25 protein-coding genes are annotated in these 26,190 nt (G+C 69.4%); 20 read left to right on the forward strand and 5 right to left on the reverse strand.

The features are described 5' to 3' along the window. Positions 1 to 60 precede the first annotated feature (60 nt). Together ACQ7HM_RS13725 and ACQ7HM_RS13730 are read left to right on the forward strand one after the other, a co-directional pair. Entirely contained in the window at positions 61 to 231 is a 171-nt protein-coding gene (locus ACQ7HM_RS13725; protein ID WP_045821745.1) for a CsbD family protein, read from the forward strand. A 145-nt stretch (positions 232 to 376) separates the two neighbouring features. After that, positions 377 to 655, forward strand: coding sequence for a LapA family protein (locus ACQ7HM_RS13730; RefSeq protein WP_434216788.1), 279 nt, complete (start codon positions 377 to 379; stop codon positions 653 to 655). 80 nt (positions 656 to 735) lie between these two features. On the opposite strand, the gene ACQ7HM_RS13735 is transcribed toward ACQ7HM_RS13730, so the two are convergent. Next, positions 736 to 1,593, reverse strand: coding sequence for a formate/nitrite transporter family protein (locus ACQ7HM_RS13735; protein ID WP_434216789.1), 858 nt, complete (start codon positions 1,591 to 1,593; stop codon positions 736 to 738). A 117-nt stretch (positions 1,594 to 1,710) separates the two neighbouring features. On the opposite strand from ACQ7HM_RS13735, the gene ACQ7HM_RS13740 reads away from it, so the two are divergent. The 10 genes from ACQ7HM_RS13740 to ACQ7HM_RS13785 all read left to right on the forward strand — a co-directional run bounded on the left by ACQ7HM_RS13740 (position 1,711) and on the right by ACQ7HM_RS13785 (position 11,326). Beyond that, positions 1,711 to 2,112, forward strand: coding sequence for a RidA family protein (locus ACQ7HM_RS13740; protein ID WP_434216790.1), 402 nt, complete (start codon positions 1,711 to 1,713; stop codon positions 2,110 to 2,112). A gap of 20 nt (positions 2,113 to 2,132) precedes the next feature. Next, positions 2,133 to 3,335: a winged helix DNA-binding domain-containing protein gene (locus tag ACQ7HM_RS13745; RefSeq protein WP_434216791.1), complete on the forward strand. Its 1,203-nt coding sequence runs from the start codon at positions 2,133 to 2,135 to the stop codon at positions 3,333 to 3,335. Then, positions 3,332 to 3,868: a methylated-DNA--[protein]-cysteine S-methyltransferase gene (locus ACQ7HM_RS13750; protein WP_434216792.1), complete on the forward strand. Its 537-nt coding sequence runs from the start codon at positions 3,332 to 3,334 to the stop codon at positions 3,866 to 3,868. Before ACQ7HM_RS13745 ends, ACQ7HM_RS13750 begins: the two co-directional genes overlap by 4 nt. A 117-nt stretch (positions 3,869 to 3,985) precedes the next feature. Beyond that, the gene (locus ACQ7HM_RS13755; RefSeq protein WP_045821838.1) at positions 3,986 to 4,684 is read left to right on the forward strand and encodes a response regulator transcription factor; all 699 of its coding nucleotides are present in this window, start codon (positions 3,986 to 3,988) and stop codon (positions 4,682 to 4,684) included. Beyond that, the gene (locus ACQ7HM_RS13760) at positions 4,681 to 6,153 is read left to right on the forward strand and encodes a sensor histidine kinase (RefSeq protein WP_434216793.1); all 1,473 of its coding nucleotides are present in this window, start codon (positions 4,681 to 4,683) and stop codon (positions 6,151 to 6,153) included. The genes ACQ7HM_RS13755 and ACQ7HM_RS13760 overlap by 4 nt, the downstream gene beginning before the upstream one ends. 39 nt (positions 6,154 to 6,192) lie before the next feature. Next, entirely contained in the window at positions 6,193 to 6,618 is a 426-nt protein-coding gene (locus ACQ7HM_RS13765) for an HIT family protein (protein WP_434216794.1), read from the forward strand. 71 nt (positions 6,619 to 6,689) lie between these two features. Beyond that, a complete protein-coding gene (locus ACQ7HM_RS13770; RefSeq protein WP_434216795.1) occupies positions 6,690 to 7,994 on the forward strand; it encodes a glycosyltransferase in 1,305 nt (434 codons plus the stop codon). Continuing rightward, positions 7,991 to 10,147, forward strand: a complete 2,157-nt coding sequence (locus tag ACQ7HM_RS13775) for an ArnT family glycosyltransferase (protein WP_434216796.1) — start codon at positions 7,991 to 7,993, stop codon at positions 10,145 to 10,147. Before ACQ7HM_RS13770 ends, ACQ7HM_RS13775 begins: the two co-directional genes overlap by 4 nt. Before the next feature lie 127 nt (positions 10,148 to 10,274). Beyond that, positions 10,275 to 10,778 carry an FBP domain-containing protein gene (locus ACQ7HM_RS13780; RefSeq protein ID WP_434216797.1) on the forward strand — a complete coding sequence of 168 codons (504 nt, stop codon included), beginning with the start codon at positions 10,275 to 10,277 and terminating at the stop codon, positions 10,776 to 10,778. A gap of 2 nt (positions 10,779 to 10,780) precedes the next feature. Further along, positions 10,781 to 11,326 carry a hypothetical protein gene (locus ACQ7HM_RS13785; protein WP_434216798.1) on the forward strand — a complete coding sequence of 182 codons (546 nt, stop codon included), beginning with the start codon at positions 10,781 to 10,783 and terminating at the stop codon, positions 11,324 to 11,326. A gap of 9 nt (positions 11,327 to 11,335) precedes the next feature. Here ACQ7HM_RS13785 and pip read toward each other — a convergent pair whose 3' ends face one another. Beyond that, positions 11,336 to 12,307: a prolyl aminopeptidase gene (gene pip / locus ACQ7HM_RS13790; RefSeq protein ID WP_434216799.1), complete on the reverse strand. Its 972-nt coding sequence runs from the start codon at positions 12,305 to 12,307 to the stop codon at positions 11,336 to 11,338. Positions 12,308 to 12,400: 93 nt separating this feature from the next. On the opposite strand from pip, the gene ACQ7HM_RS13795 reads away from it, so the two are divergent. Together ACQ7HM_RS13795 and purD are read left to right on the forward strand one after the other, a co-directional pair. Next, the gene (locus ACQ7HM_RS13795) at positions 12,401 to 13,681 is read left to right on the forward strand and encodes a low temperature requirement protein A (RefSeq protein ID WP_434216800.1); all 1,281 of its coding nucleotides are present in this window, start codon (positions 12,401 to 12,403) and stop codon (positions 13,679 to 13,681) included. A gap of 37 nt (positions 13,682 to 13,718) precedes the next feature. Further along, positions 13,719 to 14,978 (forward strand): phosphoribosylamine--glycine ligase, encoded by a 1,260-nt coding sequence (purD, locus tag ACQ7HM_RS13800; RefSeq protein WP_434216801.1) that lies wholly within the window; start codon positions 13,719 to 13,721, stop codon positions 14,976 to 14,978. Between the two features lie 16 nt (positions 14,979 to 14,994). On the opposite strand, the gene ACQ7HM_RS13805 is transcribed toward purD, so the two are convergent. Then, positions 14,995 to 15,918, reverse strand: a complete 924-nt coding sequence (locus ACQ7HM_RS13805; protein WP_434216802.1) for an alpha/beta hydrolase — start codon at positions 15,916 to 15,918, stop codon at positions 14,995 to 14,997. Between the two features lie 129 nt (positions 15,919 to 16,047). Here ACQ7HM_RS13805 and ACQ7HM_RS13810 point away from each other — a divergent pair, with 129 nt between their 5' ends. From ACQ7HM_RS13810 to purB, 4 genes are all read left to right on the forward strand, one after another. Further along, on the forward strand, positions 16,048 to 17,241 hold the full coding sequence (locus ACQ7HM_RS13810; RefSeq protein ID WP_434216803.1) for an aminotransferase class I/II-fold pyridoxal phosphate-dependent enzyme: 1,194 nt from the start codon (positions 16,048 to 16,050) through the stop codon (positions 17,239 to 17,241). Positions 17,242 to 17,318: 77 nt separating this feature from the next. Next, positions 17,319 to 17,939 (forward strand): TetR/AcrR family transcriptional regulator, encoded by a 621-nt coding sequence (locus ACQ7HM_RS13815; protein ID WP_434216804.1) that lies wholly within the window; start codon positions 17,319 to 17,321, stop codon positions 17,937 to 17,939. A gap of 78 nt (positions 17,940 to 18,017) precedes the next feature. Continuing rightward, positions 18,018 to 19,070, forward strand: coding sequence for a glycerophosphodiester phosphodiesterase family protein (locus ACQ7HM_RS13820; protein ID WP_434216963.1), 1,053 nt, complete (start codon positions 18,018 to 18,020; stop codon positions 19,068 to 19,070). Between the two features lie 126 nt (positions 19,071 to 19,196). Continuing rightward, positions 19,197 to 20,627 (forward strand): adenylosuccinate lyase, encoded by a 1,431-nt coding sequence (purB, locus tag ACQ7HM_RS13825; RefSeq protein WP_434216805.1) that lies wholly within the window; start codon positions 19,197 to 19,199, stop codon positions 20,625 to 20,627. A 23-nt stretch (positions 20,628 to 20,650) separates the two neighbouring features. Here the strand turns inward: purB and ACQ7HM_RS13830 are convergent, their stop codons facing one another. Together ACQ7HM_RS13830 and ACQ7HM_RS13835 are read right to left on the reverse strand one after the other, a co-directional pair. Further along, a complete protein-coding gene (locus tag ACQ7HM_RS13830; protein WP_434216806.1) occupies positions 20,651 to 22,264 on the reverse strand; it encodes a GMC oxidoreductase in 1,614 nt (537 codons plus the stop codon). 234 nt (positions 22,265 to 22,498) lie between these two features. Next, positions 22,499 to 23,026, reverse strand: coding sequence for a mycothiol transferase (locus ACQ7HM_RS13835; protein ID WP_434216807.1), 528 nt, complete (start codon positions 23,024 to 23,026; stop codon positions 22,499 to 22,501). A 112-nt stretch (positions 23,027 to 23,138) separates the two neighbouring features. Here ACQ7HM_RS13835 and ACQ7HM_RS13840 point away from each other — a divergent pair, with 112 nt between their 5' ends. Both ACQ7HM_RS13840 and ACQ7HM_RS13845 read left to right on the forward strand, forming a co-directional pair. After that, positions 23,139 to 24,032, forward strand: coding sequence for a phosphoribosylaminoimidazolesuccinocarboxamide synthase (locus tag ACQ7HM_RS13840; protein WP_434216808.1), 894 nt, complete (start codon positions 23,139 to 23,141; stop codon positions 24,030 to 24,032). Continuing rightward, a complete protein-coding gene (locus tag ACQ7HM_RS13845) occupies positions 24,029 to 26,137 on the forward strand; it encodes a S9 family peptidase (RefSeq protein WP_434216809.1) in 2,109 nt (702 codons plus the stop codon). The genes ACQ7HM_RS13840 and ACQ7HM_RS13845 overlap by 4 nt, the downstream gene beginning before the upstream one ends. Positions 26,138 to 26,190: the final 53 nt, after the last annotated feature.

The following is a 26,190-nucleotide window of genomic DNA, read 5'->3' on the forward strand; positions in this document are numbered from 1 at the left end:
CGCCCGACTCATCTGTTGTAACCGCAGCAACCCGTTGCGGCACCGAGAAGAGGAGTCACCATGGGAATCGTCGACAAGGCCAAGAACGCCGCCGAAGATGCGATCGGCAAGGCCAAGGAGGTTGTCGGTGACGTCACCGACAACAAGGACCTCGAGGCCGAGGGCAAGAAGGATCAGGGTTCGGCCGGCGTGAAGAAGGTCGGCGAGAACATCAAGGACAAGCTGTCCTGATCTGTTCGTGATCCATCAGCCAGTGCACGACATCCCGACGGTGGGTCGCCGCCGGATCGGCAGCGACCCACCGGGCCGGGGCGTGCTCGCACATCGCGAACCGCCCTGACCTCCCATACTTTTCCCACCGAGAGAAGGTAACGCCATGACCGCCACCACCGCCCGTACCCCGTCCACCACCACCGAGCGTCCCGCCCACCGCGGGTTCGGCGCCGCCTCGAAGACGTTGCTCGCCATCGCGACCGTCCTCGTCGCCGCGCTCGTCGTCTTCGTCCTGCAGAACACGGTGCACACCACCATCTCGTTCGTCGCGTGGGACTTCGACCTCGGTGTCGGTGTGGCGCTGCTGGGTTCGGCCGTGGTCGGTGCCGTCGTGGCCCTGACCGTCAGTGGAGCGATGCGCGCCCGTCGCGCGCTGCGCTGACCGCGTCCTCTCGAACATCGCCGCAAACCCCGGTGGGACTTCCTGTCCCGCCGGGGTTTCGGCGTGACAACCGGTGGCGGTCAGGTGCCTGCCGGTGACCGGTCGTCGCGCTCCTCGAGGACCAACTCTTTGGTGCGGAGCAACCGCAGTGTCGTGACGAGGACGATCCCGCCGAGGACGTTGAACGCCGTGGTGTACCAGAACCAACTCAGCCAATCGAGGTAGTCGACCCCGCCGCCGGTCGTGATGGCACCGAAGATGATGAGCGAGTCGAGAACCGAGTGGAACAGCTGGAGGCCGGCGAGCAGGAATGCCGCCCCGACGGCCGCGACGATCTTCGCGACGTCGGAGGTGGTGCCCTGCTGCATCCGGGTCAACAGCGTCATCGTTGCCCCGCCGAGCACCGCCAGGCAGATCGACTGCAGCGACAACGGTGCGTCGACGAAATGGTGGGCCGACTCGGCGAGGACGGTGTTCCATTCCGGGAACGCCCGGGTCACGATCCACATCATCACCCAGCCGCCGGCCAGGTTCGCCACCAGCGTGCCCACCCACAGCCGGATCAGCTGCAGTACCGACCCGTTGCGGGTGACGACCGCGGCGACCGGCATGAGGAAGTCCTCGGTGAACAGTTCGCTGTGGGCGAGGAAGATCGCGATCAGTCCGATCGCGAAGGCCAGCCCCGCCAGCAGATGATCGCCCGTCTCGTGGAGCACCGCGAGCATCGCCATGATGCCCAGCGACACCTCGATCCCACCGAAGAATCCGGTGATCAACACCGTGCGAACGGTGCGGTGGAGGCGTTCGGCCCCCTCGGTCACCACGGTGACGAAACTGTCCTCGAGTTCACTCTCGAGGGGCCCGTCGTTGGTGCCGATCTCGCGCCGCTCGTTCTCGCGGCGCCGTTTCGGGCTGGGCTGTTCACTGGATCCGGCCATCATCGATCCTGACGTCGGTGGGTGGGGTCGCGAGTCGACACACCCCGACGGCTACAGGCGATTCGCCGACCCTACGCGCGCTCCCCGCAGGCCGAGCGCAGTCGTAGGATGACGCGCATGTCGCAGATACGTGTGAACGGTTCGCAGTCGCTCCACGATGGTGGGTTCTCCTACAGCGCGATCGCCGCGCCCGGCTCGACCGTCTTCACCGCGGGCATCGCGCCGCTCGATGCCGCGGGCGCCACCATCGCCCCCGGCGACGTGCAGGCCCAGGCCCGCGCATGCATGGACAACCTCGCGACCGTGCTGTCCGAGGCGGGCGCGTCGCTCGCCGATGTCGCCAAGGTGACCGTCTTCGTGGCCGAGGGACTCCAGGCCGACCTGTCGGTCGCGTGGGACGCGGTCGTCGCGGCGTTCGGTGACCACCGGCCCGCCGCCTCGCTTCTCGGTGTCACCGTCCTCGCCCACGACGAACAGCTCGTCGAGATCGAGGCCATCGCGGTCGTCGCCGCCCCCTGACGCCTCGCCCCTCCCGTCCGATGAGTGCCCGGCCCCACGTCGACGACGCGCAACGGCGCGCCCGATTGCAGCGGCGCCACCTGCTCACCGCCGATGTCCCGCAGTCGATGTCGGTGACCGAAGCGGTCTCGGCGATCGTCGGTCTGCACGCCACCTGCCCGCCCACGATGTATCTGTCGCTGTGGGCGCGGGTTCCCGGGTTCCGGCGCGAGCAGCTCGACACCGCGCTCTACGACGAGCGGTCGCTGATCAAACAGCTCGCGATGCGGCGGACGATGTTCGTCCTCGATCGGTCCTGCCTCGCCGACGCCGTCGGCGCGGTGGGTCCGCGCGTCGCCGCGTCCGAGCGGACGAACATGCTGCGAGACCTGCGGCGTAGCAGCGATTTCGACGATCCTGAGGCGTGGATCGACACCGCGCGGGCCGCGGTGGTCGGTGCCCTCGCCGACGGCTGGGTGGCGTCGTCGACCGAACTGCGCAGTCGTCTGCCCGAACTCGACGGCGTCGTGCAGATCGCCCCCGACCGTCCGTGGGGCGGCACGGCTCCTATGGGACCGCGGGTGCTGAACATGATGAGTGCCGCCGGCGACATCGTGCGCGGACCCAACGCCGCCGGGTGGCATCTGTCCCGTCCGCAGTGGTCGTCGATGCTGCGGTGGCTCGGGGAGCCCCTCCCACAGCGCTCGGTCGCCGACGGCCATCGTGCCATGGTGGCGCGGTGGCTGCGCACCTTCGGGCCCGGTACCGAGACCGACATCGTGTGGTGGCTCGGGTCGACGAAGGCGTCGGTGCGGACGGCGCTCGCCGACCTCGCCGCCGTCGAGGTCGACCTCGACTCGACCGGCGCAGACGGGGGAGGCGTCGGGTACGTGCTCCCCGACGACGTCGACGATGTCGAACCCGTTGCACCGCAGGGTTTCCTGCTTCCCGAACTCGATCCGGCGACGATGGGGTGGAAGGAACGCGGGTGGTACCTCGGCGACCACGCGGGGCACGTGTTCGACCGTAACGGCAACGGGGGACAGACGATCTGGTGGGACGGCCGCATCGTCGGCGGCTGGTTCCAACGACCCGACGGCAGCATCGGACTGCACCCGCTGGAGAAGCTGCCTCGCACGGCGATGACCCAGCTCGCGGCCCGCGCCGACGACCTCGCCGCCTGGCTCGGCGACACACGTCCCAAACCCGGGTATCCGGCGCCCTTCATGAAGGTCGTCGGATGACCACGGCACGGCGATACGCGCTGTTCGACACCGCACTCGGTGTGTGCGGCGTGTGTTGGACCGCCCCCGACGTCATCGTCGCCGTGGCGCTGCCGGAGGACGACCGCGCCGACATGGAGCGATACCTCGCATCGTTCGACGCCGAGCCCGGTGCCCCCGCACCCGTGGCCGGGACGATCGACCTGATCCGCGGGCTGATGGCCGGCAGCGACGTCGACCTGTCGGCCGTCCCCGTCGACATCGCGGACCTCCCCGACTTCGACCGCCGCGTCTACGCGATCACCCGCGACATCCCCCGCGGCCGGGTGCTCACCTACGGTGCGGTCGCGTCCCGACTCGGGCAACCCGGCGCCGCGCAGGCGGTCGGCCGCGCGCTGGGCCGCAACCCGATCCCGGTGGTCATCCCGTGCCACCGGGTCGTCGGCGCCGGGACCGAGGTCGGTGGGTTCTCCGCGCCCGGTGGTGCGGCGACGAAGAGTCGTATCCTCGCCGCGGAGAAGGTGTCGGGGTTCGGCGAACCGACCCTGTTCTGACCGGACGCACCGTTGTGACCTGCGCAGACCCCGGTCGTGAGAGGGTGGGATGGGCTCACAGGAACCTGCCAGGGTTCTGCCAGCCCCATGTCAGCGCACACACGGAAGGTGGGCACCATGACTGATCCCGGTGCCCGCGTGCTCGTCGTCGACGACGAACCGAACATCCTCGAACTCCTGTCGGTGTCCCTGAAGTTCCAGAACTTCGACGTCGCGACGGCCGCCAACGGTCCCGCCGCCCTCGACAAGGCGCGCACCTTCCGGCCCGACGCCCTGGTGCTCGACGTCATGATGCCCGGCATGGACGGCTTCGGCCTGCTGCGCCGCCTGCGCGCCGACGGGATCGAGGCGCCCGCACTGTTCCTCACCGCGCGGGATTCGATGGAGGACAAGATCAACGGTCTCACCATCGGCGGTGACGACTACGTCACCAAACCCTTCAGTCTCGAGGAGGTCGTCGCCCGACTGCGGGTGATCCTGCGACGCAACGGCTTCGGCGAGAAGCCCGCCGAACCGACCCGGATCTCGTTCGCCGACATCGAACTCGACGACGACACCCACGAGGTGTGGAAGGACGGCGAACTGGTGTCGCTGTCACCCACCGAGTTCACGCTGCTGCGCTACTTCATGATCAACGCCGGCACGGTCCTGTCGAAACCGCGCATCCTCGACCACGTCTGGAACTACGACTTCGGCGGCGAGGTCAACGTCGTCGAGTCCTACGTCTCCTATCTGCGGCGCAAGGTCGACACCGGCGACAAACGCCTCATCCACACCCTGCGCGGCGTCGGGTACGTGATGCGCGAACCCCGATGACCGCCCCGGCCGCGCCCGAGACGATCCCACGTCGCAAACGTGGAGTCCCGCTGCGGGTCTCCCTGGTCGGCCTCATGCTGGTGCTCGTCGCGCTCGGCCTCGTGGTGTCGGGGGTGTCGGTGACCTCGGCGCTGGAGAACCGCCTGATCGACCGCACCGACAACGGCCTGCGCGGTGCCGCCGAGGGGTGGGCCCGCCCGCGGGACGGCGACGACCGCGGGCCGTTCAGCCAGGGCGGGCAGAGCGGCAGCCCGACCACCGAACGCCGCCCACCGTCGCCGTACTACGTGATGCTGATCCGTTCCGACGGCGGCACGTTCACCATCAACGACGTCGGCGGCACCCCCGACCTGTCGGACCTGTCGCGTTTCTCGACCGACCCGGTCACCGTCGACAGCGCGACCGGGTCCGACGCCCGATGGCGCGTGGTGAAGGTGACCGCGACCAACCCCTCGGGGGTCGCCACCACCTCGGTCGTCGCGATCAAGCTGACCGACGTCGACGACACCGTCACCCGGTTGATCTGGCTGCAACTCGGCGTCGGGCTCGGTGTGGTGGTCGTCGTCGGTGGCCTCGGCTACCTGCTGGTGCGCACCAGTCTGCGACCCCTGCGGCGGGTCGAGGAGACCGCGGAGAAGATCGCCGGCGGCGACCTCGACCAGCGCGTCCCGACGTCGCCGCCGAACACCGAGGTCGGCAGGCTCGCGACATCGCTGAACGTGATGCTCCATCAGATCCAGAACGCCTTCGCCGCCACCGCCGCCTCGGAGGAGCAGGCCCGCGGCTCCGAGGACAAGATGCGGCGCTTCATCGCCGACGCGAGCCACGAACTGCGCACCCCGCTCACCTCCATTCGCGGTTTCTCCGAGCTCTACCGTCAGGGCGCGATGACCGACACCGGGCAGTTGATGTCGCGGATCGAGACCGAGGCCGGGCGGATGGGGCTGCTCGTGGAGGAGCTGTTGATGCTCGCGCGGCTCGACGCGCAGCGCCCCCTCGAACGCGCGCAGGTCGACCTGTTGTCGCTGGCGTCGGACTCGGTGCACAGTGCCCGCGCGATGGCGCCCGAGCGCGAGATCGCGCTCCAGGTGCTCGACGGGCCCGGCATCCCCGCGGTGATGGGCGACGCGGCGCGGTTGTCGCAGGTGCTGAGCAACCTCCTCACCAACGCGATCCGACACACGCCCGACGACGCGACGATCACCGTGCAGATCGGCACCGACGACCGCGACGCGATCGTCGCCGTCGTCGACACCGGACCCGGCCTGGCCCCGGCCGACCGCGCCCGCGTCTTCGAACGGTTCTACCGCGGCGACTCGTCCCGACACCGCAATGCCGGTGTCGGGGGCAGTGGACTCGGGTTGTCGATCGTGGCCGCGCTGGTCGACGCCCACGGCGGCACCGTCGGCGCCGACGACACCCCCGGTGGCGGCGCCACCTTCACCGTCCGGATCCCGCGCGCGGAGTAGGCCCCTCGGCACCGGACCACCCAGGCCTACGATCGGGCCATGGCAACCGTGTTCAGCATGATCATCGACGGCGACATCCCCGGACGCTTCGTGTGGAAGGACGACACGGCCGTCGCCTTCCTCACCATCAACCCCGTCACCCCGGGGCACGTGCTGGTGGTGCCGCGCGAGGAGATCGACCACTGGGAGCAGGTCGACCCGAGCGTGTTCGCGCACCTGATGGCGGTGTCGCAGACCATCGGCAAGGCCACCCGCGACGCGTTCGACGCGCCGCGCATGGGTCTTCTCATCGCCGGCCTCGAGGTGCCGCACCTGCACATCCACGTGTTCCCCGCGCACTCGCTCGAGACCTTCGACCTGGCGCTGGCTGACAAGGATCCCGACCCGGCCGCCCTCGACGACGCCGCGGCGAGGATCCGCGCCGCGCTGCGGGCGGCGGGGGAGACCGAGCACGTCGCCGAGTGAGGCACTCCCTCACAGGAAGCTGACAGGTCGGCCGCAGAATCGAGCCAGCCGGCTCGATCAGAGTCTGCGGTATGACAGCAGACACCATCGATCGGTCGGGCGACGCGACGTCTCCCGAGCCGACGCGCGCCCCCGTGATGACCGTCGTGGTCGACCGGACCCACCCCCAGCCCGAACTCGACGTCGTGGTGCCGGTCTACAACGAGGAAGCCGACCTCGAGACAGCCGTCGTGCGGCTCGCCGAGCACCTGCGGACCCGCGTGCCGTACACGGCGCGGATCACCATCGCCGACAACGCCAGCACCGACTCGACCCTCGCCGTGGGTGTCGAACTCGCGCAGACGATGGACAACGTGCGGATCGTCCACCTCGACGCCAAGGGCCGCGGACGGGCACTGAACGCGGTGTGGAGCGAGAGCGACGCGAGTGTCGTCGCCTACTGCGACGTCGACCTGTCGACCGATCTCAACGCCCTCATGCCGTTGGTGGCGCCGCTGCTGTCGGGCCACTCCGACGTCGCGATCGGGTCGCGGCTGTCGCGGTCGTCGCGGGTGGTCCGCGGCGCCAAGCGCGAGTTCATCTCGCGCAGTTACAACCTCATCCTCCGGACCACGATGGGCGCGAAGTTCTCCGACGCGCAGTGCGGGTTCAAGGCCATGCGGGCCGACGTCGCGCGGGCTCTGCTGCCCTACGTCGCCGACACCGGCTGGTTCTTCGACACCGAACTGCTCGTGCTGGCCGAGCGCATCGGTCTGCGCATCGCCGAGGTGCCCGTCGACTGGATCGACGATCCGAACTCGAAGGTCGACATCGTCAAGACCGCGACCGAGGACCTCAAGGGCTGCTGGCGGGTCGGTCGCGCACTGGCACAGGGCGAGCTGCCGGTGGCGGAGCTGCGACGCAGTCTGGGCCGCAACCGCTTCGACGATCCCCAGGTGACCGGCGTTCCGCGGGGCATGGTCGGACAGCTGGTCCGCTTCGCGGTGATCGGCGTGATCTCGACGGTCGCCTACGCGGTGCTCTACCTCATGCTGCACTCGCTGATCGGCGCCCAGGCGGCCAACTTCACCGCGTTGCTCATCACCGCGGTGTTCAACACCGCCGCCAACCGCGCGTTCACTTTCGGCATCAAGGGCCGCGACGGCGCCGCACGGCACCACCTGCAGGGCATCGCCGTGTTCGTCTTCGGCTGGGCCCTCACCGGCGGTTCGCTGTGGGCGCTGCACGCGTTCGCCCCCGACGCGGGCAAGCACGTCGAGCTGCTCGTCCTCATTGTCGCCAACCTCGTCGCCACCCTGACCCGTTTCGTCGCCCTGCGCTGGGTGTTCCGCTCCGCGCATCCGACCACCGATCTCGAGAGCGCAGCCACCGCATGAGCACACTCCTCCGCCCCACCGACCTCGACGCCCCCCGAACCGACGGGGGGCGTCGCCCCACGTCGGTGGTACGTGACCGGCTGGGTCTCGCCGTCCTGCTCGTCGGTACGGCGGTGCTGTACCTGTCGAACCTCAGCGCGAACGGCTACGCCAACTCGTTCTACTCGGCGGCGATCCAGGCCGGATCGGCGTCGTGGAAGGCGTGGTTCTTCGGCTCGTCGGACGCCGCGAACTCCATCACCGTCGACAAACCGCCCATGTCGCTGTGGATCCCGGGTATCGCGGTCCGCATCTTCGGCCTGAACTCGTGGTCGATCCTCGTCCCCCAGGTCCTGATGGGGGTCGCCTCGGTCGCGCTGCTCCACCTGATCGTCAGGAAGTACGTCGGCGCCACGGCCGGACTGCTCGCCGGTGCGACGCTCGCACTGACACCCGTTGCCGCACTGATGTTCCGGTTCAACAACCCCGACGCGCTGCTGGTGCTGTTGATGATCGCGGCGGTGTGGGCGACGCTGAAGGGCATCGAGGACGGCCGGCTCCGCTGGATGATCCTCACCGGGGTGTTCGTCGGGTTCGGGTTCCTCACCAAGCAGCTCCAGGTGTTCCTGGTGATACCGCCGCTGGCCCTGACCTACCTCGCCTTCGGGCAGCACACCTGGATCAAACGGCTCGGGCACCTGTTCGCTGCCTTGGCGGCGATGCTCGTCAGCGCCGGCTGGTGGGTACTCGCGGTCACCCTGTGGCCGAAGGACTCACGTCCCTACATCGGTGGTTCGCAACACAACTCGATCCTCGAGTTGACGTTCGGGTACAACGGTTTCGGCCGGCTGACCGGCAACGAGACCGGTTCCACCGGCGGAGGCGGCGCACGACGCGCCACCTCCGAGGCCGCCCAGGGCGCGTTCGGTGGCGGGTTCCCCGGCGGCGCAGGCGGCCCGGGCGGTCGCGGCGGCATGTGGGGCGAGACCGGGTTCCTCCGCATGTTCCAACCCGAGCAGGGCGGTCAGATCGGTTGGTTGATCCCCACCGCGCTGATCCTCGGTGTCGCCGCACTGGTGCTGGCGGGCCGGGCGGCCCGTACGAACACCACGCGCGCCCTGGTCGCGGTGATGCTCATCTGGCTGCTCACGACGGCGGTCACGTTCAGCTACATGTCGGGCATCTTCCACGCCTACTACACGGTCGCGCTCGCTCCGGCGATCGCCGGACTCATCGGTGCCGGGGGAGTGCTCTGCTGGCGCGAACGCGATCGGCTCTGGGTGCGGCTGGTGCTCGCGGCGGCGTTCGTCGTCACCGGCGTGATGTCGTTCGTGCTGCTCGACCGGTCGGCGGACTTCGTGCCGTGGCTGAAGGTCGTCGTGATCGTGGCGGCGGTGCTCGCTGCTCTCGGCGTGCTCGCCACCGGAATCCCGCGGATCGCGGCGGTGGTGGCAGCGGTGGCGATCGTGATGGGCCTCGCCGGGCCGACGGCATATGCGATCGACACCGTCGCGACCGCGAAGAGCGGCTCGATTATCAGTGCTGGTCCGCAGGTCAAGGGCGGTTTCGGTCCGGGTGGCTTCGGCGGACGACGCGCGGGTCAGCGCGGGGCCTTCGGTCCGGGCGGATTCGGTGGTTTCGGTGGCCAGACCCCGGGTGGTCAGGGCCCCGGCGGCCAGGCTCCCGGTGGTCAGGCCCCGGGCGGTCAGGCACCCGGCGGCCGGACCCCGGGCGGGGCAACCCAGGGCGGTGGCGCCGCGACCCGCGCCGAGGCCTTCGGTGCGATGGGCATGGGCGGGCCGGGCGGGGGTCTGCTCGAGGGATCGAGGCCGACGGCGGAGATGGTCGCGCTGCTGGAGAACCACGCCTCGGACTACACCTGGGTCGCCGCGGCGATCGGGTCGAACTCCGCGTCGGGGTACCAGCTCGCCACGCAGAAACCGGTCATGCCGATCGGCGGCTTCAACGGCAGCGACCCGTCCCCCACCCTCGCGCAGTTCCAGCAGTACGTGCGCGACGGGAAGATCCACTACTTCATCGGCGGCGGCCGCACGGGTGGTGGCATGAACGCCGAGGGGACGGCCACGGCGATCAGCGAATGGGTCACCGCCCACTACACGTCGGTGACCGTGGGCTCGGTGACGCTCTACGACCTCACCGCTCCGAAGGGCTGAGGAAGGTCTGAACGCGAGTCGAGCAGACAGACGCGGGTGCCCCGGCGCCCGCGTTCGCCGACTCGTCCCGCGTCGGCGCCGAAACCCCGTTGCCCTCCTCGTCGGACCTCGCATACGGTGCCTCTCCGTGGAACCCGTGACCGACTCCGACATCCGTTCGTCCTTCGTCAACGCGACGAAGGGCGAGATGAAGCGGATCGTGCTACCCCGCGATCTGTCCGAGACCCGGTGGGAGGACATCGATTTCCTGGGGTGGGTCGATCCCACGTACGCCGGACGGTCGTACGTGGTGACCCCCGTCGTGACGGACGAGGGCGACGACGGCCTGGTCGGGGTGGCGCTGCGGTACGAGACCGGCGGATCGCGGAAGGCACAGATGTGCAAGATCTGTCTGACCACCCATCCCTCGGGCGGGGTGTCGCTGATGACCGCGCGCAAGGCCGGTGAGGCCGGACGCAAGGGCAACACCGTCGGCACCTACATCTGTACCGACCTCGACTGCTCGCTCTACGCCCGCGGGAAGAAGACGCCGGCGCTGGGCAAGCAGTACCGCGAGGACCTCGACGTCGAGTCGAAGATCGACCGGGTCCGCCAGAACCTGGCGGCGTTCGTCGCCCGGGTGTCCGACTGACGGTGGACGCGAGGTTCGACACCGGGCGCCACGGGGAGGTCGACCTGCGCTGGGCCGACGGTGCGGTCACGGCGACCTACGTCGGCGACGCGCGGTGTCATGTAAAGATCCGTCGCCGCGGCGCCGTCACCCACCCGCGCACGCCCCTGGGAACGCGTGACCCGCGGGCGGTCGAGGTCGCGTCGAGCGGGGGTGTCGTGACGGTCCGGCCGCGCGGGGCCCGGTTCACGAAACGCTCCTACCGGGTCGATCTCGGGGTCGACGGCATCGCCCTCGACCTGTCGGCACACGACCTCGTCAGCAGCGAGTTCCGCCTGTCGACCATCGAGGTCGCCCACAACGTGATGGCGGAGCTGACCCGCCGCGAGGACGGGACGGTCGACGTGATCTGGTCCGCCCCGGTTCGGCTGGGCCGTCGTCTCCACGAGCCCCCCGAGCCCTCGCGGGAGCAGCTGCTGGTGGCACTGGCGGCCGCCGCCGCATTCGGCACGGGCGGACTGTCGTTGATGACGATCGTGGCGAACGCGGTGGACGCGATACTGCCCTGACGGCCGAGATCAGTGGTCGGCGAAGCGGTCCAGTGCCTCGACGAGGTGCCGGCCGAGTTGTTCGGAGCCGGTGTGGCCGCCGTCGTCGACGACGTGCAGCACGCATCCCGGCCACGCGGCCGCGAGATCGTGGGCGGTGTCGACAGGGCTCCCCAGATCGTGACGTCCGTGCACCAGCACACCGGGGATCCCGGCGAGCTTCCCGGCGTCGCGGATCAGGGCGCCCTCGGCGAGCCAGCCGTAGTGCGCGAAGAAGTGCGCGCAGATACGCACCAGAGCGATCCGATCGTCCGACGGGCGCTCTCTGAAGGGGTTCTTCTTCGGTGTGGGTTCGAGCGAGAGCACGGTGTCCTCCCAGCGACACCACGCCTCGGTCGCGACGAGACGCACCGTCTCGTCGGGATCGTTGACGAGACGGTCGTAGACGGCCACGAGATCGACACGCGGGGAGTCCGGTTCGCGCGGCGCCACCCCTGCGCTCGCGGCGAAGCGATCCCACTCCTCGGGGAAGAAGCGTCCGACACCGCCGTAGAGCCAGGCGGTCTCACGACGCCGCGTGGTGGTGACGGCCGGGATCACGATCTGCGTGACGCGGTCGGGGTGGGTCTGGGCGTAGGCGAGGATGAGCGTCGACCCCCAGGAACCGCCGTGCAGCAACCACCGCTCGATGCCGAGATGTGTACGGACGCGCTCCATGTCGGCCACGAGATGCCAGGTGGTGTTCGCCTCCAACGACGTCGTCGGGTCGCTCGCGTGCGGCCGACTGCGGCCACAGCCGCGCTGGTCGACGTTGATGATCCGGTAGCGCGCCGGGTCGAGGCTGCGCCCGGCGCCCGGGGCGGAACCCGAACCCGGTCCGCCGTGCACGTGCAGCGCGGGCTTGCCGTCGGGGTTGCTGCAGCTCTCCCAATAGACGAGCTGACCGTCGCCGACGTCGAGCAGGCCGTGGTCGTGCGGGACGGTCGGTGGGTAGGCGGGCATGTGCGCAAACCTAACGGCCTCGTCGGCCGCGCGCGCCCGATGGGCGATACGTACGATCTCGACGTCCGCACCCGACGAGTCGAAGAGGGCCCGATGATCGCCACCGACGCCGAATCGTCCCCACGCAACCCGCTGGCGCACCGCCTCACACGCATGACGGGCCGACGCCACGACGAGGAGGGTCGCACCGCCACCGACCTCGAGCTGTTCTTCGACCTGACGTTCGTCGTCGCGTTCTCCCTGGCCGGAACCGAACTGGCGCACTACCTCGCCGAGGGTGACTACACGACCGCGCTCATCGGGTTCCTGTTCGCGACCTTCGCCAGCATCTGGGCGTGGATCAACTTCACCTGGTTCGCCTCGGCCTTCGACACCGACGACTGGGTGTTCCGCGTGATCACCATGCTGCAGATGGGCGGAGTCCTCATCCTGGCGCTCGGCATCGAGCCGGTGTTCACCTCGGTCGCCGAGGGGCGGACCATCGACAACCGGATCGCGGTCCTCGGCTACGTGGTGATGCGCGTCGCGATGATGTTCCAGTGGATCCGGGCGGCGCTGCAGAGTCCGCAGTACCGGCGGACCTGCCTCACCTACGCGGCGGCGATCCTGATCGCCCAGGTCGGCTGGGTGGTGCTGATCGTCCTCGAGATGGAGCTCGTGCCCACGCTGATCGCCACCCTGGGCCTCGTCGTCCTCGAACTCGCGGGGCCGTTCGTCGCCGAGACCCGCAACGCCGAACCGGCCACCCCGTGGCACCCGCACCACATCGCCGAGAGGTACGGACTGCTCGCGATCATCACCCTCGGCGAGGGCATCGTGGGCACCGTCGTGGCACTGCAGGCGGTGATCCACACCCAGGGATGGGACGTCCAGACCGCCGTCCTGGGTCTGGCCGGTGTGGCCATCACCTTCGCGATGTGGTGGATCTATTTCGCGGTGCCGACCGGTGACGCGCTCGAGGCCCGGCGGGAGAAGTGCTTCGGGTGGGGGTACTCCCACATCGTCGTGTTCATCGCCATCGCGGCCGTCGGTGCGGGACTGCACGTCGCGGCGTTGTATCTCGAACACGAGGCGACCGTCTCGCCCGCGGTCGTCGTCGCGTGCGTCACCGTCCCGCTGGGGATCTACCTCGTCGCCGTGACCGGGACCTACTCCTACCTCGTCGAGTTCGACGTGCTCAACGTGCTGCTCACGGCGGGTGCCGTCGCGGTGATGGTCGCGTCGGTGCTGCTGGCCGCGGCCGGGGTCGGCGTCGTCTACGCGCTGGTCGTCGCGGCGATCGCGCCGGTGGGCGTAGTGATCCTCGACGAGGTCGTCGGCACCGGACACCGTGCGGTGGCACTCGACCGTCTGCGGGCCCGCGTCGCGGAGTGAGTCGCGCAGCACCCGGCGGCCGGTAGAGTTCCCGACCGTGCGAGTACTGGTGATCGGATCCGGCGGCCGCGAACACGCGCTTCTGGTGGGACTATCGGCCGACCCGTCGGTCACGTCGCTGCACGTGGCGCCCGGCAACGCCGGCACCGCTGCGCTCGCCACCACCCATGCGGTCGATGTCGCCTCGAGTGAGGCCGTGGTGGCTCTCGCCGCCGAGGTCGACGCCGATCTGGTGGTCATCGGACCCGAGGTACCACTGGTCCTCGGGGTCGCCGACGCGCTGCGGACCGCGGGTGTCGCGACGTTCGGTCCGTCGGCCGCCGCCGCGCAGATCGAGGGGTCGAAGGCGTTCGCGAAAGACGTCATGGCCGCCGCCGGCGTCCGCACGGCCTACAGCGAGATCGTCGACACCCCCGCCCACCTCGACGCCGCACTCGACCGCTTCGGTCCCACCTGGGTGGTGAAGGACGACGGCCTCGCCGCAGGCAAGGGTGTGGTCGTCTCGCCCGATCGCGACGTCGCGCGCGCCCACGCCGCCGACCTCCTCGAACTCGGCCACCCGGTGCTGCTGGAGTCGTTCCTCGACGGCCCCGAGGTGTCGCTGTTCTGTCTCGTCGACGGGACCGATGTGGTGCCGCTGTTGCCCGCGCAGGATCACAAGCGCGTCGGCGACGGTGACCGCGGCCCCAACACCGGCGGCATGGGCGCCTACACGCCGCTGCCGTGGTTGCCCGAGGGCATGGTGGACCGCATCGTCGACGAGGTGGTCCGACCCGTGGCCGCCGAGATGGCAACGCGCGGAACGCCTTTCAGTGGTCTGCTCTATGCGGGTCTCGCGATCGGTCCCGACGGTCCCGCCGTCGTCGAGTTCAACTGCCGCTTCGGCGATCCGGAGACACAGGCGGTCCTCGCGCTCCTCGAGTCGCCGCTCGGCGAGGCGCTGCACGCGACCGCGACCGGGGCCCTGGCCTCACTCGCCCCGCTGCGGTGGCGCGACGGCGCCGCGGTCACGGTGGTCGTCGCCGCCGAGCACTACCCCGCCACGCCGCGCACCGGCGACCCGATCACCGGCAGTGACGCCGAGGGAGTTCTCCACGCGGGCACCGCGTTCGGCGCGGATGGTTCGGTGATCTCCAGCGGCGGACGTGTCCTGAGCGTGGTGGGCACCGGCGCCGACCTCGAACAGGCCAGGGAGCAGGCCTACGAACGGCTCGCGGGCGTGCGGCTCGCGGGTGCACATCACCGTTCCGACATCGGGTTGGCCGCGCTGGAGGGCCGCATCACCATCCCCGGCTGACCGCGGCGGACAGGGCTCAGGCTGCGAGGTTGCGGCCCAGGAACGCCAGCTGATCGGGTAACACGCTGCGCCAGAAGCGATTGTTGTGCCCGCCGGGCGCGGTGGTGAACGCCGCAGGCGGGTGCAGACCGGCCATCCACTGTCGGGTGTAGAGGTAGAACTGATCGCTCGCGCCGATGTCGATGAGCAGCGGGATCTTCGCGAAGGCGTTCTGCGCGCCGAACATCGAATTCGCCTGGTAGTCCTGCGGACTGTCGAACGCCCGCGGCGGGAACGTGCGCGAGTCACCCCACAGCGCAGGCGAACTCGCGGCGATGGCGGCCACGCGCTGTGGTCCGAGGATGGCGCCGATCCGCAACGCGCCGTAGCCACCCATCGACCACCCGTACAGGCCGATCCGGTCGGTGCGTAGGCCCAACGAGGTGTCGGAGGTGAGCATCGGCAGGAACTCGTCGATGATCATCGCCGCGGAATCGGCCCCGTCGAGACGTGGGTGGTAGTAGTTGCGCCCGGTGTCGGGGGCGGCCAGAGCGAACGGCGCCGTACCCGCCGCCACCGACTGTGCGAGGTAGCGGTGCATCTGCAGGCTCGAGTCGAAGGCGGTGCGTTCGTCGGTGTTGAGCGCGTGCAGCACGAGCACCACCGGCAGCAGCCCGGTGACACCTGGCGGCCGGGCCACCACCCACCGGGTCTCGCGACCGCCCATCTTCACCGATCGGAAACTGCCCGTGACCAACGTCGGGTCGTTCGGTGCGGTCGATGTCGGCACCGTCGATTCCGGTGAGACCTCGTCCTCGCGTTGCGGTTGCGCCGCGCGACGCGGGTCCATGCGGCCCGCGTCGTCGTCACCGCACGCGGCGAGGACACCCATCCCCGGGACGGCCAGGGCCGACAACCCCAGCGCGGCGCGCAGCGCGGAGCGACGATCGAGTGTGGTCATGAACCCGGTCGTCCCCTTCTGCTCTGCGTCGTCGTCCGGTCGACCCCCGGCGGCCCCGAGCCGACATCGAGCGTGTCGGCGAACGACTCCACAGGGTACCGGTGCACCGCGCGACGTTAGTGTCGAGCCATGGCCGCACCAGGGGGTTCACGAGCAGGGGGTTCGCAGCGCTCCGACATCGCGATGTTCCACGTGATGGACGTCCTCGCGGCGAGCGCCGCCCGCCGCGCCTCGGGACTCGAGGTGGTGTCGCTGGCGGCGGGACAACCCTCGACACCCGCCCCCGCGCCGGTGCTGGCCGCGGTGCGTTCGGCCCTGGCCGCCGACGTGCTCGGGTACACCGAGTCGACCGGGATCGCCCCGTTGCGGGCCGCGATCGCCGGGCACTACCGGACGCGGTACGGACTCGAGGTCGACCCCGGCGACGTCGTCGTCACCACCGGCTCCTCGGGTGCCTTCACGCTGATCTTCCTGGCCGCGTTCGACGTCGGCGACCGGGTCGCGATGGCCCGCCCCGGTTATCCGGCCTACCGCAACACCCTCGCCGCCCTCGGGTGCGAGGTCGTCGAACTCGACTGCGGCGCCGCGACCGGATTCGTGCCGACCGTCGAGATGCTCGACGCGCTGGACTCGCCCCCCGCGGGGCTCATCGTGGCCAGCCCCGCCAACCCGACCGGCACCGTCATCACCCCCGACGACCTGGCCGCGCTGGCCACCTGGTGCGACGAGCACGGCACCCTGCTGATCTCCGACGAGATCTATCACGGCATCGAATACGCAGGCCCCACCTCCTGTGCGTGGGCCACGTCGCGGGAGTCGGTGGTGATGGGGTCGGTGTCGAAGTACTTCTCGATGACCGGGTGGCGCCTGGGATGGATGTTGGTGCCCGCGCGCTTCAAGCGTGGCGTCGAACGACTCACCGCGAACCTCACCATCTGCCCACCCGCGGTGTCGCAGGCCGCGGCCGTCGCCGCCTTCGATCCCGAGTCGATCGCCGAATGCGACTCGCACGTCGAGAGATACGCGGCCAACCGGGCTGTCCTCCTCGGCGGTCTCGCGTCGCTCGGCGTCACCGACATCGCCCCACCCGACGGTGCCTTCTACGTCTACGCCGACATCGGCGACGTCACCGACGACTCGTTGGCGTGGTGTGCGCAGGTGCTCGCCGACACCGGGGTCGCGATGGCGCCCGGCGCCGACTTCGACACCCTCTCGGGCCACCGGACGGTGCGGCTGAGCTTCGCGGGCACCACCGCCGAGATCGAACGCGGACTCGAGTTGCTGACGCCGGTGTTCGCGGAGTCGCGCCTGCACACGGGCTGACAAGGCCCCGCTCGGGGTGGGGGGCTGTTTCGGCGAAAACACGGTGACGTGCACCACACATTTGGCAGCATGATCGGATGACGTCGGCAGCCACGCCCAAGGGAATGCGACGGCGTGCCCGATTGATCTCCGCCGCAGCCGAACTCCTCCTCGAGGGCGGCTTCGACGCGGTGCGCCATCGCGCCGTCGCCGAACGCGCCGGGCTGCCGTTGGCGTCGACCACCTACTACTTCGAGTCCCTCGAGGACCTCATCGTCGAGGCCGTCACCTTCGCCTGCCATCACGACGAGGAGGCGATCCGGCTGCGGTCGGAGATGCTCACCCGTCGTCGCCGCGGACACGAGGCCACGGCCGAGGCGCTGGCTGATGTGTTCGTGGGCGACGGCACCACACGCGACGAGCTGACCACCCGGTACGAGATGGTCGTGCTCTGCGCACGCTTCCCGCGGTTGCGGCCGGTGCTCGCCGACCGGCGCAAACTGCTCGCCGGCCTGCACTGCGAGGTGCTCGAGAAATCCGGTCGGGTGGGCAGTCCCGAACGGATCAGTCAGTTGATGGCCGTCGTCGACGGAGCCGTCGTGGGTGCGTTGGCCGACTCCGTCGACGACGTCATGGAGGTCACCCGCGTCGCGTTGTGCGACGTCGTCGACGTCCTGGCGCCGGTCCACGCCGAGGACCGTCGGTTGAACAGTCGGTGAACTCGCCCGCCCGCGGTCGGTGATCGCCACCGCGCACCCCTAGCGTGAGGTTCCGTGATGACCTCTCGACGCAGCCGACTGCGCCCCCTGTCCGCCGCTCTCGCGATTGCCGCCGTCTCCGCGATCGGTCTGGCCGGATGCGGGTCGGATTCCCCCGACGCCGCATCGGCGTCGTCGTCCTCGGCGTCGGCTGCCGCCCGCACCGTCGACCTGCAGGCGCACCGCGGTGGCCGCGGCGAGCACACCGAGGAGTCGCTGTACGGCTTCGAGCAGTCGATCAAGCTGGGCGTCAGCACCCTCGAACTCGACATCGTGCTCACCAAGGACCTCGCGCCGATCATCTGGCACGACCCCACCATCGACCCGACGAAGTGCTCGGACACCGCTCCGGTCACCGCGGACGACCCGCAGTTCCCCTACGTCGGCAAGGTCGTCCACGACCTCACCTACGCCCAGATCGAGACGCTCGACTGCGGCAAGAAACTGTCGGCCTACCCCGATGCGAAGGTGGTCGAGGGCAACAAGATCGCCACGCTGCCACAGCTGTTCGCACTAGCCGACAAGTACAAGGCGGGTGTCCGCTACAACGTGGAGACCAAGATCGAGGGCGAGAAGCGCTCGGAGTCGGCCACCCCGCAGCAGTACGTGGACGTGATCCTCGGCGCGGTGAAGGCGGCGGACAAGACCGACAAGGTGGAGATCCAGAGCTTCGACTGGCGCACCCTGCCGCTGGTGAAGCAGGCCGCCCCGTCGATCCCGCTCGTCGCACTGTGGGACGAGACGACCTGGAAGCCGAACTCGATGTGGACCGGCTCGGTCGACTACGCCTCGGTGGGCGGTGACGTGATCGCCGGCGCACAGAAGCTGGGCGTGCAGGTGCTCTCGCCGGGCTACTCCGTGCCCTACGGCCAGACCACGAAGGACAAGGGTTTCGCGCTGGTCGCCGACAAGGCGTTCGTGGAGCGCGCGCATGCGGTGGGCTTCACCGTGGTGCCGTGGACCATCGACGACGTCGACGTGATGAACGCGCAGATCGACGCCGGCGCCGACGGCATCATCACCGATTACCCGACCCGCCTGCGGCAGGTCCTCGCCGATCGCGGCCTGCCCCTGCCCAAGGCCTACTCCTGACCCGAGCCCCGACCCCAACCCCGCCAGTTGGGCCGTCGTTCCCGCCAGTTGGGCCGTTGTTCGCGCCAGTTGGGCCGACATCCACGTCAGTTGGGCACAAAGCCTGATCAGGGCACAATGAGCGCCGTGTCGAACAAGCCTCGTATATCGAATGTTCTCGCCGGTCGGTACGCATCGGCCGACCTGGTGGCGCTGTGGTCGCCGGAACACAAGATCGCGCTCGAGCGGCAGTTGTGGATCGCGGTGCTCTCGGCGCAACGCGAACTGGGCGTCGACGTCCCCGACGGGGTGATCGAGGACTACACCCGCGTGGTCGACCAGATCGATCTGCAGTCGATCGCCGACCGCGAGCGCGTCACCCGCCACGACGTGAAGGCCCGCATCGAGGAGTTCAACGCCCTCGCCGGCCACGAGCACATCCACAAGGGGATGACGAGCCGCGATCTCACCGAGAACGTCGAACAGCTGCAGATCCTGCGTTCGCTCGAGCACGTGCACGCCCACGGGGTCGCGGTCGCGGCGAGGCTCGCCGATCGTGCCGCGGAGTACTCCTCGATCGTGATGGCCGGACGCAGCCACAACGTCGCCGCGCAGGCGACCACGCTCGGGAAGCGATTCGCCTCCGCCGCAGACGAACTCCTCGTGGCGTTGACCCGCCTGCGGGAGCTGATCGACCGATACCCGTTGCGCGGCATCAAGGGGCCCATGGGCACCTCGCAAGACATGCTCGACCTCCTCGACGGCGACGCCGCCAAGCTCTCCGAGTTGGAGTCGGCGATCGCGGCACACCTGGGCTTCTCGCGCTCGCTCACCTCCGTCGGTCAGGTGTACCCGCGCTCGCTCGATCACGACGTCGTCTCCGCGCTGGTGCAGGTGGCGGCCGGGCCCTCGTCGCTGGCGCACACCATCCGGTTGATGGCCGGGCACGAACTGGTCACCGAGGGCTTCCAGCCCGGCCAGGTCGGCAGTTCGGCGATGCCGCACAAGATGAACACGCGCAGTTGCGAACGCGTCAACGGCCTCGCGGTGATCCTGCGCGGCTACGGCTCGATGGCCGCCGAACTCGCCGGCGCGCAGTGGAACGAGGGTGACGTCTTCTGCTCGGTGGTGCGCCGCGTCGCGCTGCCCGACGCGTTCTTCGCCATCGACGGATTGATGGAGACGTTCCTGACCGTGCTCGCCGAATTCGGTGCGTACCCGGCCGTGATCGCCAACGAACTCGACCGCTACCTGCCGTTCCTCGCGACCACGAAGGTGCTCATCGCGGCGGTGCGGGCCGGGGTGGGGCGCGAGACCGCGCACGAGGCGATCAAGGAGAACGCGGTCGCGGTCGCCCTGGCGATGCGGGAGGAGGGTCGTGAACCCGACCTGCTCGATCGCCTCGCCGCCGACGACCGTCTGCCGCTCGACCGTGCCGCGCTCGACGCCGCCCTCGCCGACAAGCACGCGTTCATCGGCGCCGCGGAGGCGCAGGTCGCCGAGGTCGTCGCCGAGGTCGGTCGCCTCGTCGAGCAGTACCCCGACGCCGCCGCCTACGCGCCGGCGCCGATTCTGTAGGCCCCGCGATCACTCGACTCTGATCATCCGGCTGCGGCGATGACCGCCTCGATGTTGCGCTCGGCGAGCGCGGTGATGGTCAACGACGGGTTCGCCGTACCCGTGGTGCCCGGGATCAGTGCGCCGTCGACGACGTACAGGTCGCGGTAGCCGTTCACCCGACCGTGGGTGTCGGTGGCCCGTCCGAGCACGACACCACCGAGGGGGTGGGCCGTGAACCGCGTGTTCACGTCCTTGGCCAACGGCCCTGCGCCGACACCGATCCCGCTGCGTTCGGCGATGCGGGTGTGCACCGTGCGCAACGCGCTCTCGACATCACGGTTACCGCCACGCGGCCATCGCAGATCGACCGTGCCGGTGGAACGGTCGAGGACGAAACTGCCGCGGGTGGTGTCGAGCACCATGCCCAGCGAGCCGATCAGTGACAGGTCGATCGGGTTGCCCGGCACGTACCAGTTCTCCAGCGACACAGCGGTTCCGGTGGACTCGTCGACGATTCTCGTCGCCGACGGCGACGCCTGGACGAGACCGTTCGCACGGAGGTCGGGACCGCGGACCAGGGCAGCGTCGCCGTTGGTGCCCCAGCCCTGACCGACCGCAGCGGTCAGGTCCGGCAGCGTGCCGGTGTCGCGAGCGCGGACCAGCAGCGCCGAGGTGCCCATCGAGCCCGCTCCGAGGAACAGGCGACGGCAGCCGATGGTGCGGCGACGGATGACGGTCGCGTCGGGTGCGAGTTCGGCGACGGTGAGCACGAATCCGGATGTGTCACGGCCGATGTCGAGGACCTCGTGACGCGGGTGGATGCGGACGCGGCCGGTGGCTTCGGCCTGTCGGAGATAGGTCGAGCGCAGGTCGTTCTTGCTGCCGTCGGCGTTGCCCAGGTTCGATTCACCGATGATCGCCGACGGTCGCGCGGCACCTCGCAGTTCGGCGCGGACGATGTCCCAGTCCCAGATGCCGTCGATGCGTTGCAGCGCGTACCCGGCGCGCCGGGCCTGGGCGTCCCACACGCGGGAATGGGTGAAAGGACCCGACGCCAACACGTCACCGGGCATGGGCGAACCGCGTAGACCCCGAAGTGCGCGAGCGTAGTACGGGGTCATCGCGTCGTGGTCGAGAGTGGTGCCGAACGCCGCCTCGAAGAACCTCCGCTCGGGTCGCACCAGGGCACCGGTGAACACGAGCGAACCGCCGCCGACACCCGCGCCCCGCCAGACCTCGAGATCGCCGTGCTCGGTGGCCTCGAGTACGCCACCGAAAGAGTCGACCGGGATCTGCGGGAGACCCGTCAGCGGAACAGGATTGACGGTGCGTCGCCAGTAGCCACGGCCGTCGGGGACCACATCGTTGGCGAAGATCGCGCGACGCGGGTCGATCGGCCACCGGGAGCCGCGTTCGAGGACGGTGACGTCGAGCCCCGCTTGCCCCAGCCGCAACGCGGTGACGGCGGCCCCGAACCCGGTGCCCACCACGATGGTGTCGCTGAACGCCGGTGCTGACGGCACCCGGCGGTAGATCTCGGGGACCAGTGCCCGGTATGCGGGTTCACCGGCGGGCAAAGCCGTCGCCCGACCGGCCACCGGGCCCAGGGCTGCGGTGGCGGCGACGCCGGCGGCGGCCGTCGTCACCCCGGTCATGAACGTTCGTCTGTCGAGCACTGTCTCGGCCCCCCGGCTGATGCGTGCGATCGTCCACACACAGATGTCGCGACCACCAGGACGAGAGACCACCCGACCTCCCGGGCGACCGCGTGGACACATCCTGCGCAAGCGATCTGACATGCCGCGAATTCAGATGAGGGAATGTGACCAGTCGTCGGCCGCCGTCCGGATGTGACGGCCGTCAATCTTCGGGCCGGGTGTGGTCGGCGTCTACCCCGAGGCCGTGGCCCGTTCGGCCACGCCCGCGATGAACTGGGCCTGGCCGATGTGCAGGGTGATGTCGTTGACGACGCTGACCAGACGGACCCCCGCGGTGACCGGCGGGTCCCAGTTGTCGTCGACGACGCGCTCGATCTCGTCGGCATCGACACCGCGGACGTACTCCAGCGTTGCCTCGTGCACGGCGTGGAAATACCCGGCGAGCGCCTCGGAGTCCCCGGGTACCGCGGCGACCTCGTCACTCGACTGCCCGTACCCGGTGGCCCACTCGTCGAACGGCAGGTCGAACCGGTCGCGCCACTGCGGCCACAGCTGATCGCGGCCCGACAACCCGGTGATGTGGTCGTCGACGACCCGCGCCGAGTGCCAGATGAGCCAGGCGATGGAGTTCGCGTCGGCGTCGATCCGGTGCGTGAGCACGGCCGGATCGGCCTGGTCGGTGAGGGAGGCGACGGCGTCGTCGACGCGGGTGAACGCGTCGACGAGGACGTCGTGCAGGGCGGTGGCGTCGTCGGCCATGGTGGCTCCTCGCAAGTCGGTGTCGTGGTCGTGTGATGGGTGCAACGTCACCGCGGGGGTCCTGCCATCCCCGCGACACCGGCCGGCGGGGTCGCGCCACTAGCCTGAAGGGATGCGCCCCACCCTCGAGTCCTATCGCCACGTGGCGTCGGGCAAGGTCCGCGAGCTCTACGAGATCGACGACGACACGTTGCTGATGGTGTCGTCGGACCGGATCTCCGCCTTCGACCACATCCTCTCCACACCGATCCCCGACAAGGGACGGGTGTTGACGGCGATGTCGTTCTACTGGTTCGACACTCTCGGCGTGCCCCACCACCTCGCCGGCGACGCCACCGATGCGCGCATCCCGGGCTCGGTCCTGGGGCGGTCGATGGTGGTGCGGAAGCTGCCGATGCTGCCGGTGGAATGCGTTGCCCGCGGCTACCTCACCGGGTCGGGGCTCCTCGACTACCGCGCGAACGGCGCGGTGTGCGGCATCGCGCTGCCCGCCGGTCTCGACGAGGCGTCGCAGCTGCCCGAACCGATCTTCACGCCCGCGAGCAAGGCCGACATCGGCGACCACGACGAGAACATCGACTTCGACGCCGTCGTCGAGAAGGTCGGTACCGATGTGGCGCACGCAGCTCGGTCGCTGACCCTCGACATCTATACGCGCGGGGTCGAACTGGCGCGTGAGCGTGGGATCATTCTGGCCGACACCAAGTTCGAGTTCGGCATCGACACCGACGGCGGTCTCGTGCTGGCGGACGAGGTGATGACCCCGGACAGTTCCCGATACTGGGACGCGCAGACCTACACGCCGGGGCAGGTGCAGCCGAGTTTCGACAAGCAGATCGTGCGCAACTGGCTCACCGGCCCCGACTCCGGGTGGGACAAGGCCGCCGACGGGCCGCCACCGCCGCTGCCCGACGACGTCGCCGAGCGCACGCGCAGTCGCTACATCGATGCCTACGAACGTATCTCGGGTCTGTCGTTTCGCGACTGGCCGAAGGAGGAGCAATGACCGCCGCGCCACAGGTACCCGCCGCCAAGAAGGTCCCGGTCACCCGCGTCCACCACGGCGACGAGGTCGTCGACAACTACGAGTGGCTGCGGGAGAAGGACGATCCGGAGGTCATCGCCTTCCTCGAGGCGCAGAACGCGCTCACCGAGGCCGACACCGCCGAACTGGCCGATCTGCGCTCGACGATCTACGGCGAGATCAAGGCGCGCACACAGGAAACCGACATGTCGGTGCCGTCGCGGCGGGGCCGATACTGGTACTACGCGCGGACGCTGGAGGGCAAGCAGTACCCGCTGCGGTGTCGTGCGCCGATCGCGGGCGACGACGACTGGGACCCGCCGACGGTGTCGGGCGACGACCCGCTGCCCGGCGAGCAGGTGCTGCTCGACTCCAACCTCGACGCCGAGGGCACCGACTTCTACAGCCTCGGAGCGTTCTCGGTGACCGACGACGGCGATCTGCTCGCCTACAGCGTCGACGTCAAGGGCGACGAGCGATACACGCTGCGGTTCAAGGACCTTCGCAGCGGTGAGATGTTGACCGAGACGGTCGAGAACACCGCGCCCGGGGCGACGTGGTCGCACGACGGCAAGCACATCTTCTATCTCACCGTCGACGACGCATGGCGGCCAGACACGGTGTGGCGCCACGACCTGGGCGCCGGCACCGACGACGTGTCCGTCTTCCACGAACCCGACGAGCGGTTCTGGGTCGGCATCGGCGGTACGCGCAGCGACAAGTACCTCATGATCGGGCTGGGTTCGAAGATCACCTCCGAGGTGCACGTGCTGCCCGCCGACGACCCGACCGGCGAGTTCCGCGTGGTGTGGCCACGACGCGACGGCGTCGAGTACGACGTCGAACACGCCGTCATCGCGGGTGAGGACCGATTCCTCATCACCCACAACGAGAACGCCGAGAACTTCGAGTTGCTCGACGCCCCGGCGGACGACCCGACCGACACGCGGGTTCTCGTGCCGCACTCCGACGAGATGCGCATCGAGGGTGTCGACGCGTTCGCCGACCAGTTGGTGCTCAGCTATCGCCGCGGTGCGACCCCGCGGATCTCGATCGCCGACATCCGCGACGCCGCGAGTTCGACGGAGGTGTCGTTCGAAGAGGTGACCTTCGACGAGCCTCTGTCGACCGCAGGCCTCGCCGGCAACCCCGAATGGGCCGCGCCTCGCCTGCGTATCGGCTACTCGAGCTTCATCGAGCCCACCGAGGTCATCGACCTCGACGTGCGCACCGGCGAGCGGATCCTGCTCAAACGGCAAGTGGTGCTGGGGGATTACGACCCGGCCGACTACGAGCAGAAGCGCGAGTGGGTCACCGCCGCCGACGGCACGCAGATCCCGTTGTCGATCGTGAGCCGCAAGGGTGTGTCGCGGCCGGCGCCCACGCTGCTCTACGGATACGGCTCCTACGAGGCGAGCATGGACCCCGGTTTCTCGATCGCGCGGCTGTCGCTGCTCGACCGCGGTGTCGTGTTCGTCATCGCCCACATCCGCGGCGGTGGCGAGATGGGGCGGCACTGGTACGAGAACGGCAAGACGCTCACGAAAAAGAACACCTTCACCGACTTCGTCGACGCCGCAAGGTATCTCGTCGACACTGGCGCGACGACGCCGTCGCAGCTGGTGGGGGAGGGTGGCTCGGCCGGCGGACTGCTCATCGGTGCCGTCGCCAACCTCGCGCCCGAGCTGTTCAACGGCATCCTCGCGGTCGTCCCGTTCGTCGATCCGTTGACGTCGATCCTGGACCCGTCGTTGCCGCTGACCGTGATCGAGTGGGACGAGTGGGGCAACCCGCTCGAAAACGCCGAGGTCTACGAGTACATGAAGAGCTACTCGCCGTACGAGAACGTCGAGGCCAAGCCGTACCCGTCGATCCTGGCGATCACCTCGCTCAACGACACCCGCGTGATGTACACCGAGGCCGCGAAATGGGTGGTGCGCCTGCAGGACACCACGACGTCGGACAACCCGATCCTGCTGAAGACGGAGATGAGCGCCGGACACGGTGGCGTCAGCGGCCGCTACAAGCAGTGGGAGGAAGTCGCCTTCGAACACGCCTGGGTCCTTCGCCAGACCCGAGCCCTCTGACTTCTTCCCCAACCCCACCCCGCCAGTTGGGCCTTTGTTTCCGCCAGTTGGGC

Source organism: Williamsia sp. MIQD14 (assembly GCF_051025635.1).
Lineage (GTDB): Bacteria > Actinomycetota > Actinomycetes > Mycobacteriales > Mycobacteriaceae > Williamsia_A.

Coding starts and splice junctions, on each gene's coding strand:
- ACQ7HM_RS13725 (WP_045821745.1), top strand. CDS start 61: ATGGGAATCGTCGACAAGGCCAAGAACGCCGCCGAAGATGCGATCGGC.
- ACQ7HM_RS13730 (WP_434216788.1), top strand. CDS start 377: ATGACCGCCACCACCGCCCGTACCCCGTCCACCACCACCGAGCGTCCC.
- ACQ7HM_RS13735 (WP_434216789.1), bottom strand. CDS start 1,593: ATGGCCGGATCCAGTGAACAGCCCAGCCCGAAACGGCGCCGCGAGAAC.
- ACQ7HM_RS13740 (WP_434216790.1), top strand. CDS start 1,711: ATGTCGCAGATACGTGTGAACGGTTCGCAGTCGCTCCACGATGGTGGG.
- ACQ7HM_RS13745 (WP_434216791.1), top strand. CDS start 2,133: ATGAGTGCCCGGCCCCACGTCGACGACGCGCAACGGCGCGCCCGATTG.
- ACQ7HM_RS13750 (WP_434216792.1), top strand. CDS start 3,332: ATGACCACGGCACGGCGATACGCGCTGTTCGACACCGCACTCGGTGTG.
- ACQ7HM_RS13755 (WP_045821838.1), top strand. CDS start 3,986: ATGACTGATCCCGGTGCCCGCGTGCTCGTCGTCGACGACGAACCGAAC.
- ACQ7HM_RS13760 (WP_434216793.1), top strand. CDS start 4,681: ATGACCGCCCCGGCCGCGCCCGAGACGATCCCACGTCGCAAACGTGGA.
- ACQ7HM_RS13765 (WP_434216794.1), top strand. CDS start 6,193: ATGGCAACCGTGTTCAGCATGATCATCGACGGCGACATCCCCGGACGC.
- ACQ7HM_RS13770 (WP_434216795.1), top strand. CDS start 6,690: ATGACAGCAGACACCATCGATCGGTCGGGCGACGCGACGTCTCCCGAG.
- ACQ7HM_RS13775 (WP_434216796.1), top strand. CDS start 7,991: ATGAGCACACTCCTCCGCCCCACCGACCTCGACGCCCCCCGAACCGAC.
- pip (WP_434216799.1), bottom strand. CDS start 12,307: ATGCCCGCCTACCCACCGACCGTCCCGCACGACCACGGCCTGCTCGAC.
- ACQ7HM_RS13795 (WP_434216800.1), top strand. CDS start 12,401: ATGATCGCCACCGACGCCGAATCGTCCCCACGCAACCCGCTGGCGCAC.
- ACQ7HM_RS13805 (WP_434216802.1), bottom strand. CDS start 15,918: ATGACCACACTCGATCGTCGCTCCGCGCTGCGCGCCGCGCTGGGGTTG.
- ACQ7HM_RS13810 (WP_434216803.1), top strand. CDS start 16,048: ATGGCCGCACCAGGGGGTTCACGAGCAGGGGGTTCGCAGCGCTCCGAC.
- ACQ7HM_RS13815 (WP_434216804.1), top strand. CDS start 17,319: ATGACGTCGGCAGCCACGCCCAAGGGAATGCGACGGCGTGCCCGATTG.
- ACQ7HM_RS13830 (WP_434216806.1), bottom strand. CDS start 22,264: ATGACCGGGGTGACGACGGCCGCCGCCGGCGTCGCCGCCACCGCAGCC.
- ACQ7HM_RS13835 (WP_434216807.1), bottom strand. CDS start 23,026: ATGGCCGACGACGCCACCGCCCTGCACGACGTCCTCGTCGACGCGTTC.
- ACQ7HM_RS13840 (WP_434216808.1), top strand. CDS start 23,139: ATGCGCCCCACCCTCGAGTCCTATCGCCACGTGGCGTCGGGCAAGGTC.
- ACQ7HM_RS13845 (WP_434216809.1), top strand. CDS start 24,029: ATGACCGCCGCGCCACAGGTACCCGCCGCCAAGAAGGTCCCGGTCACC.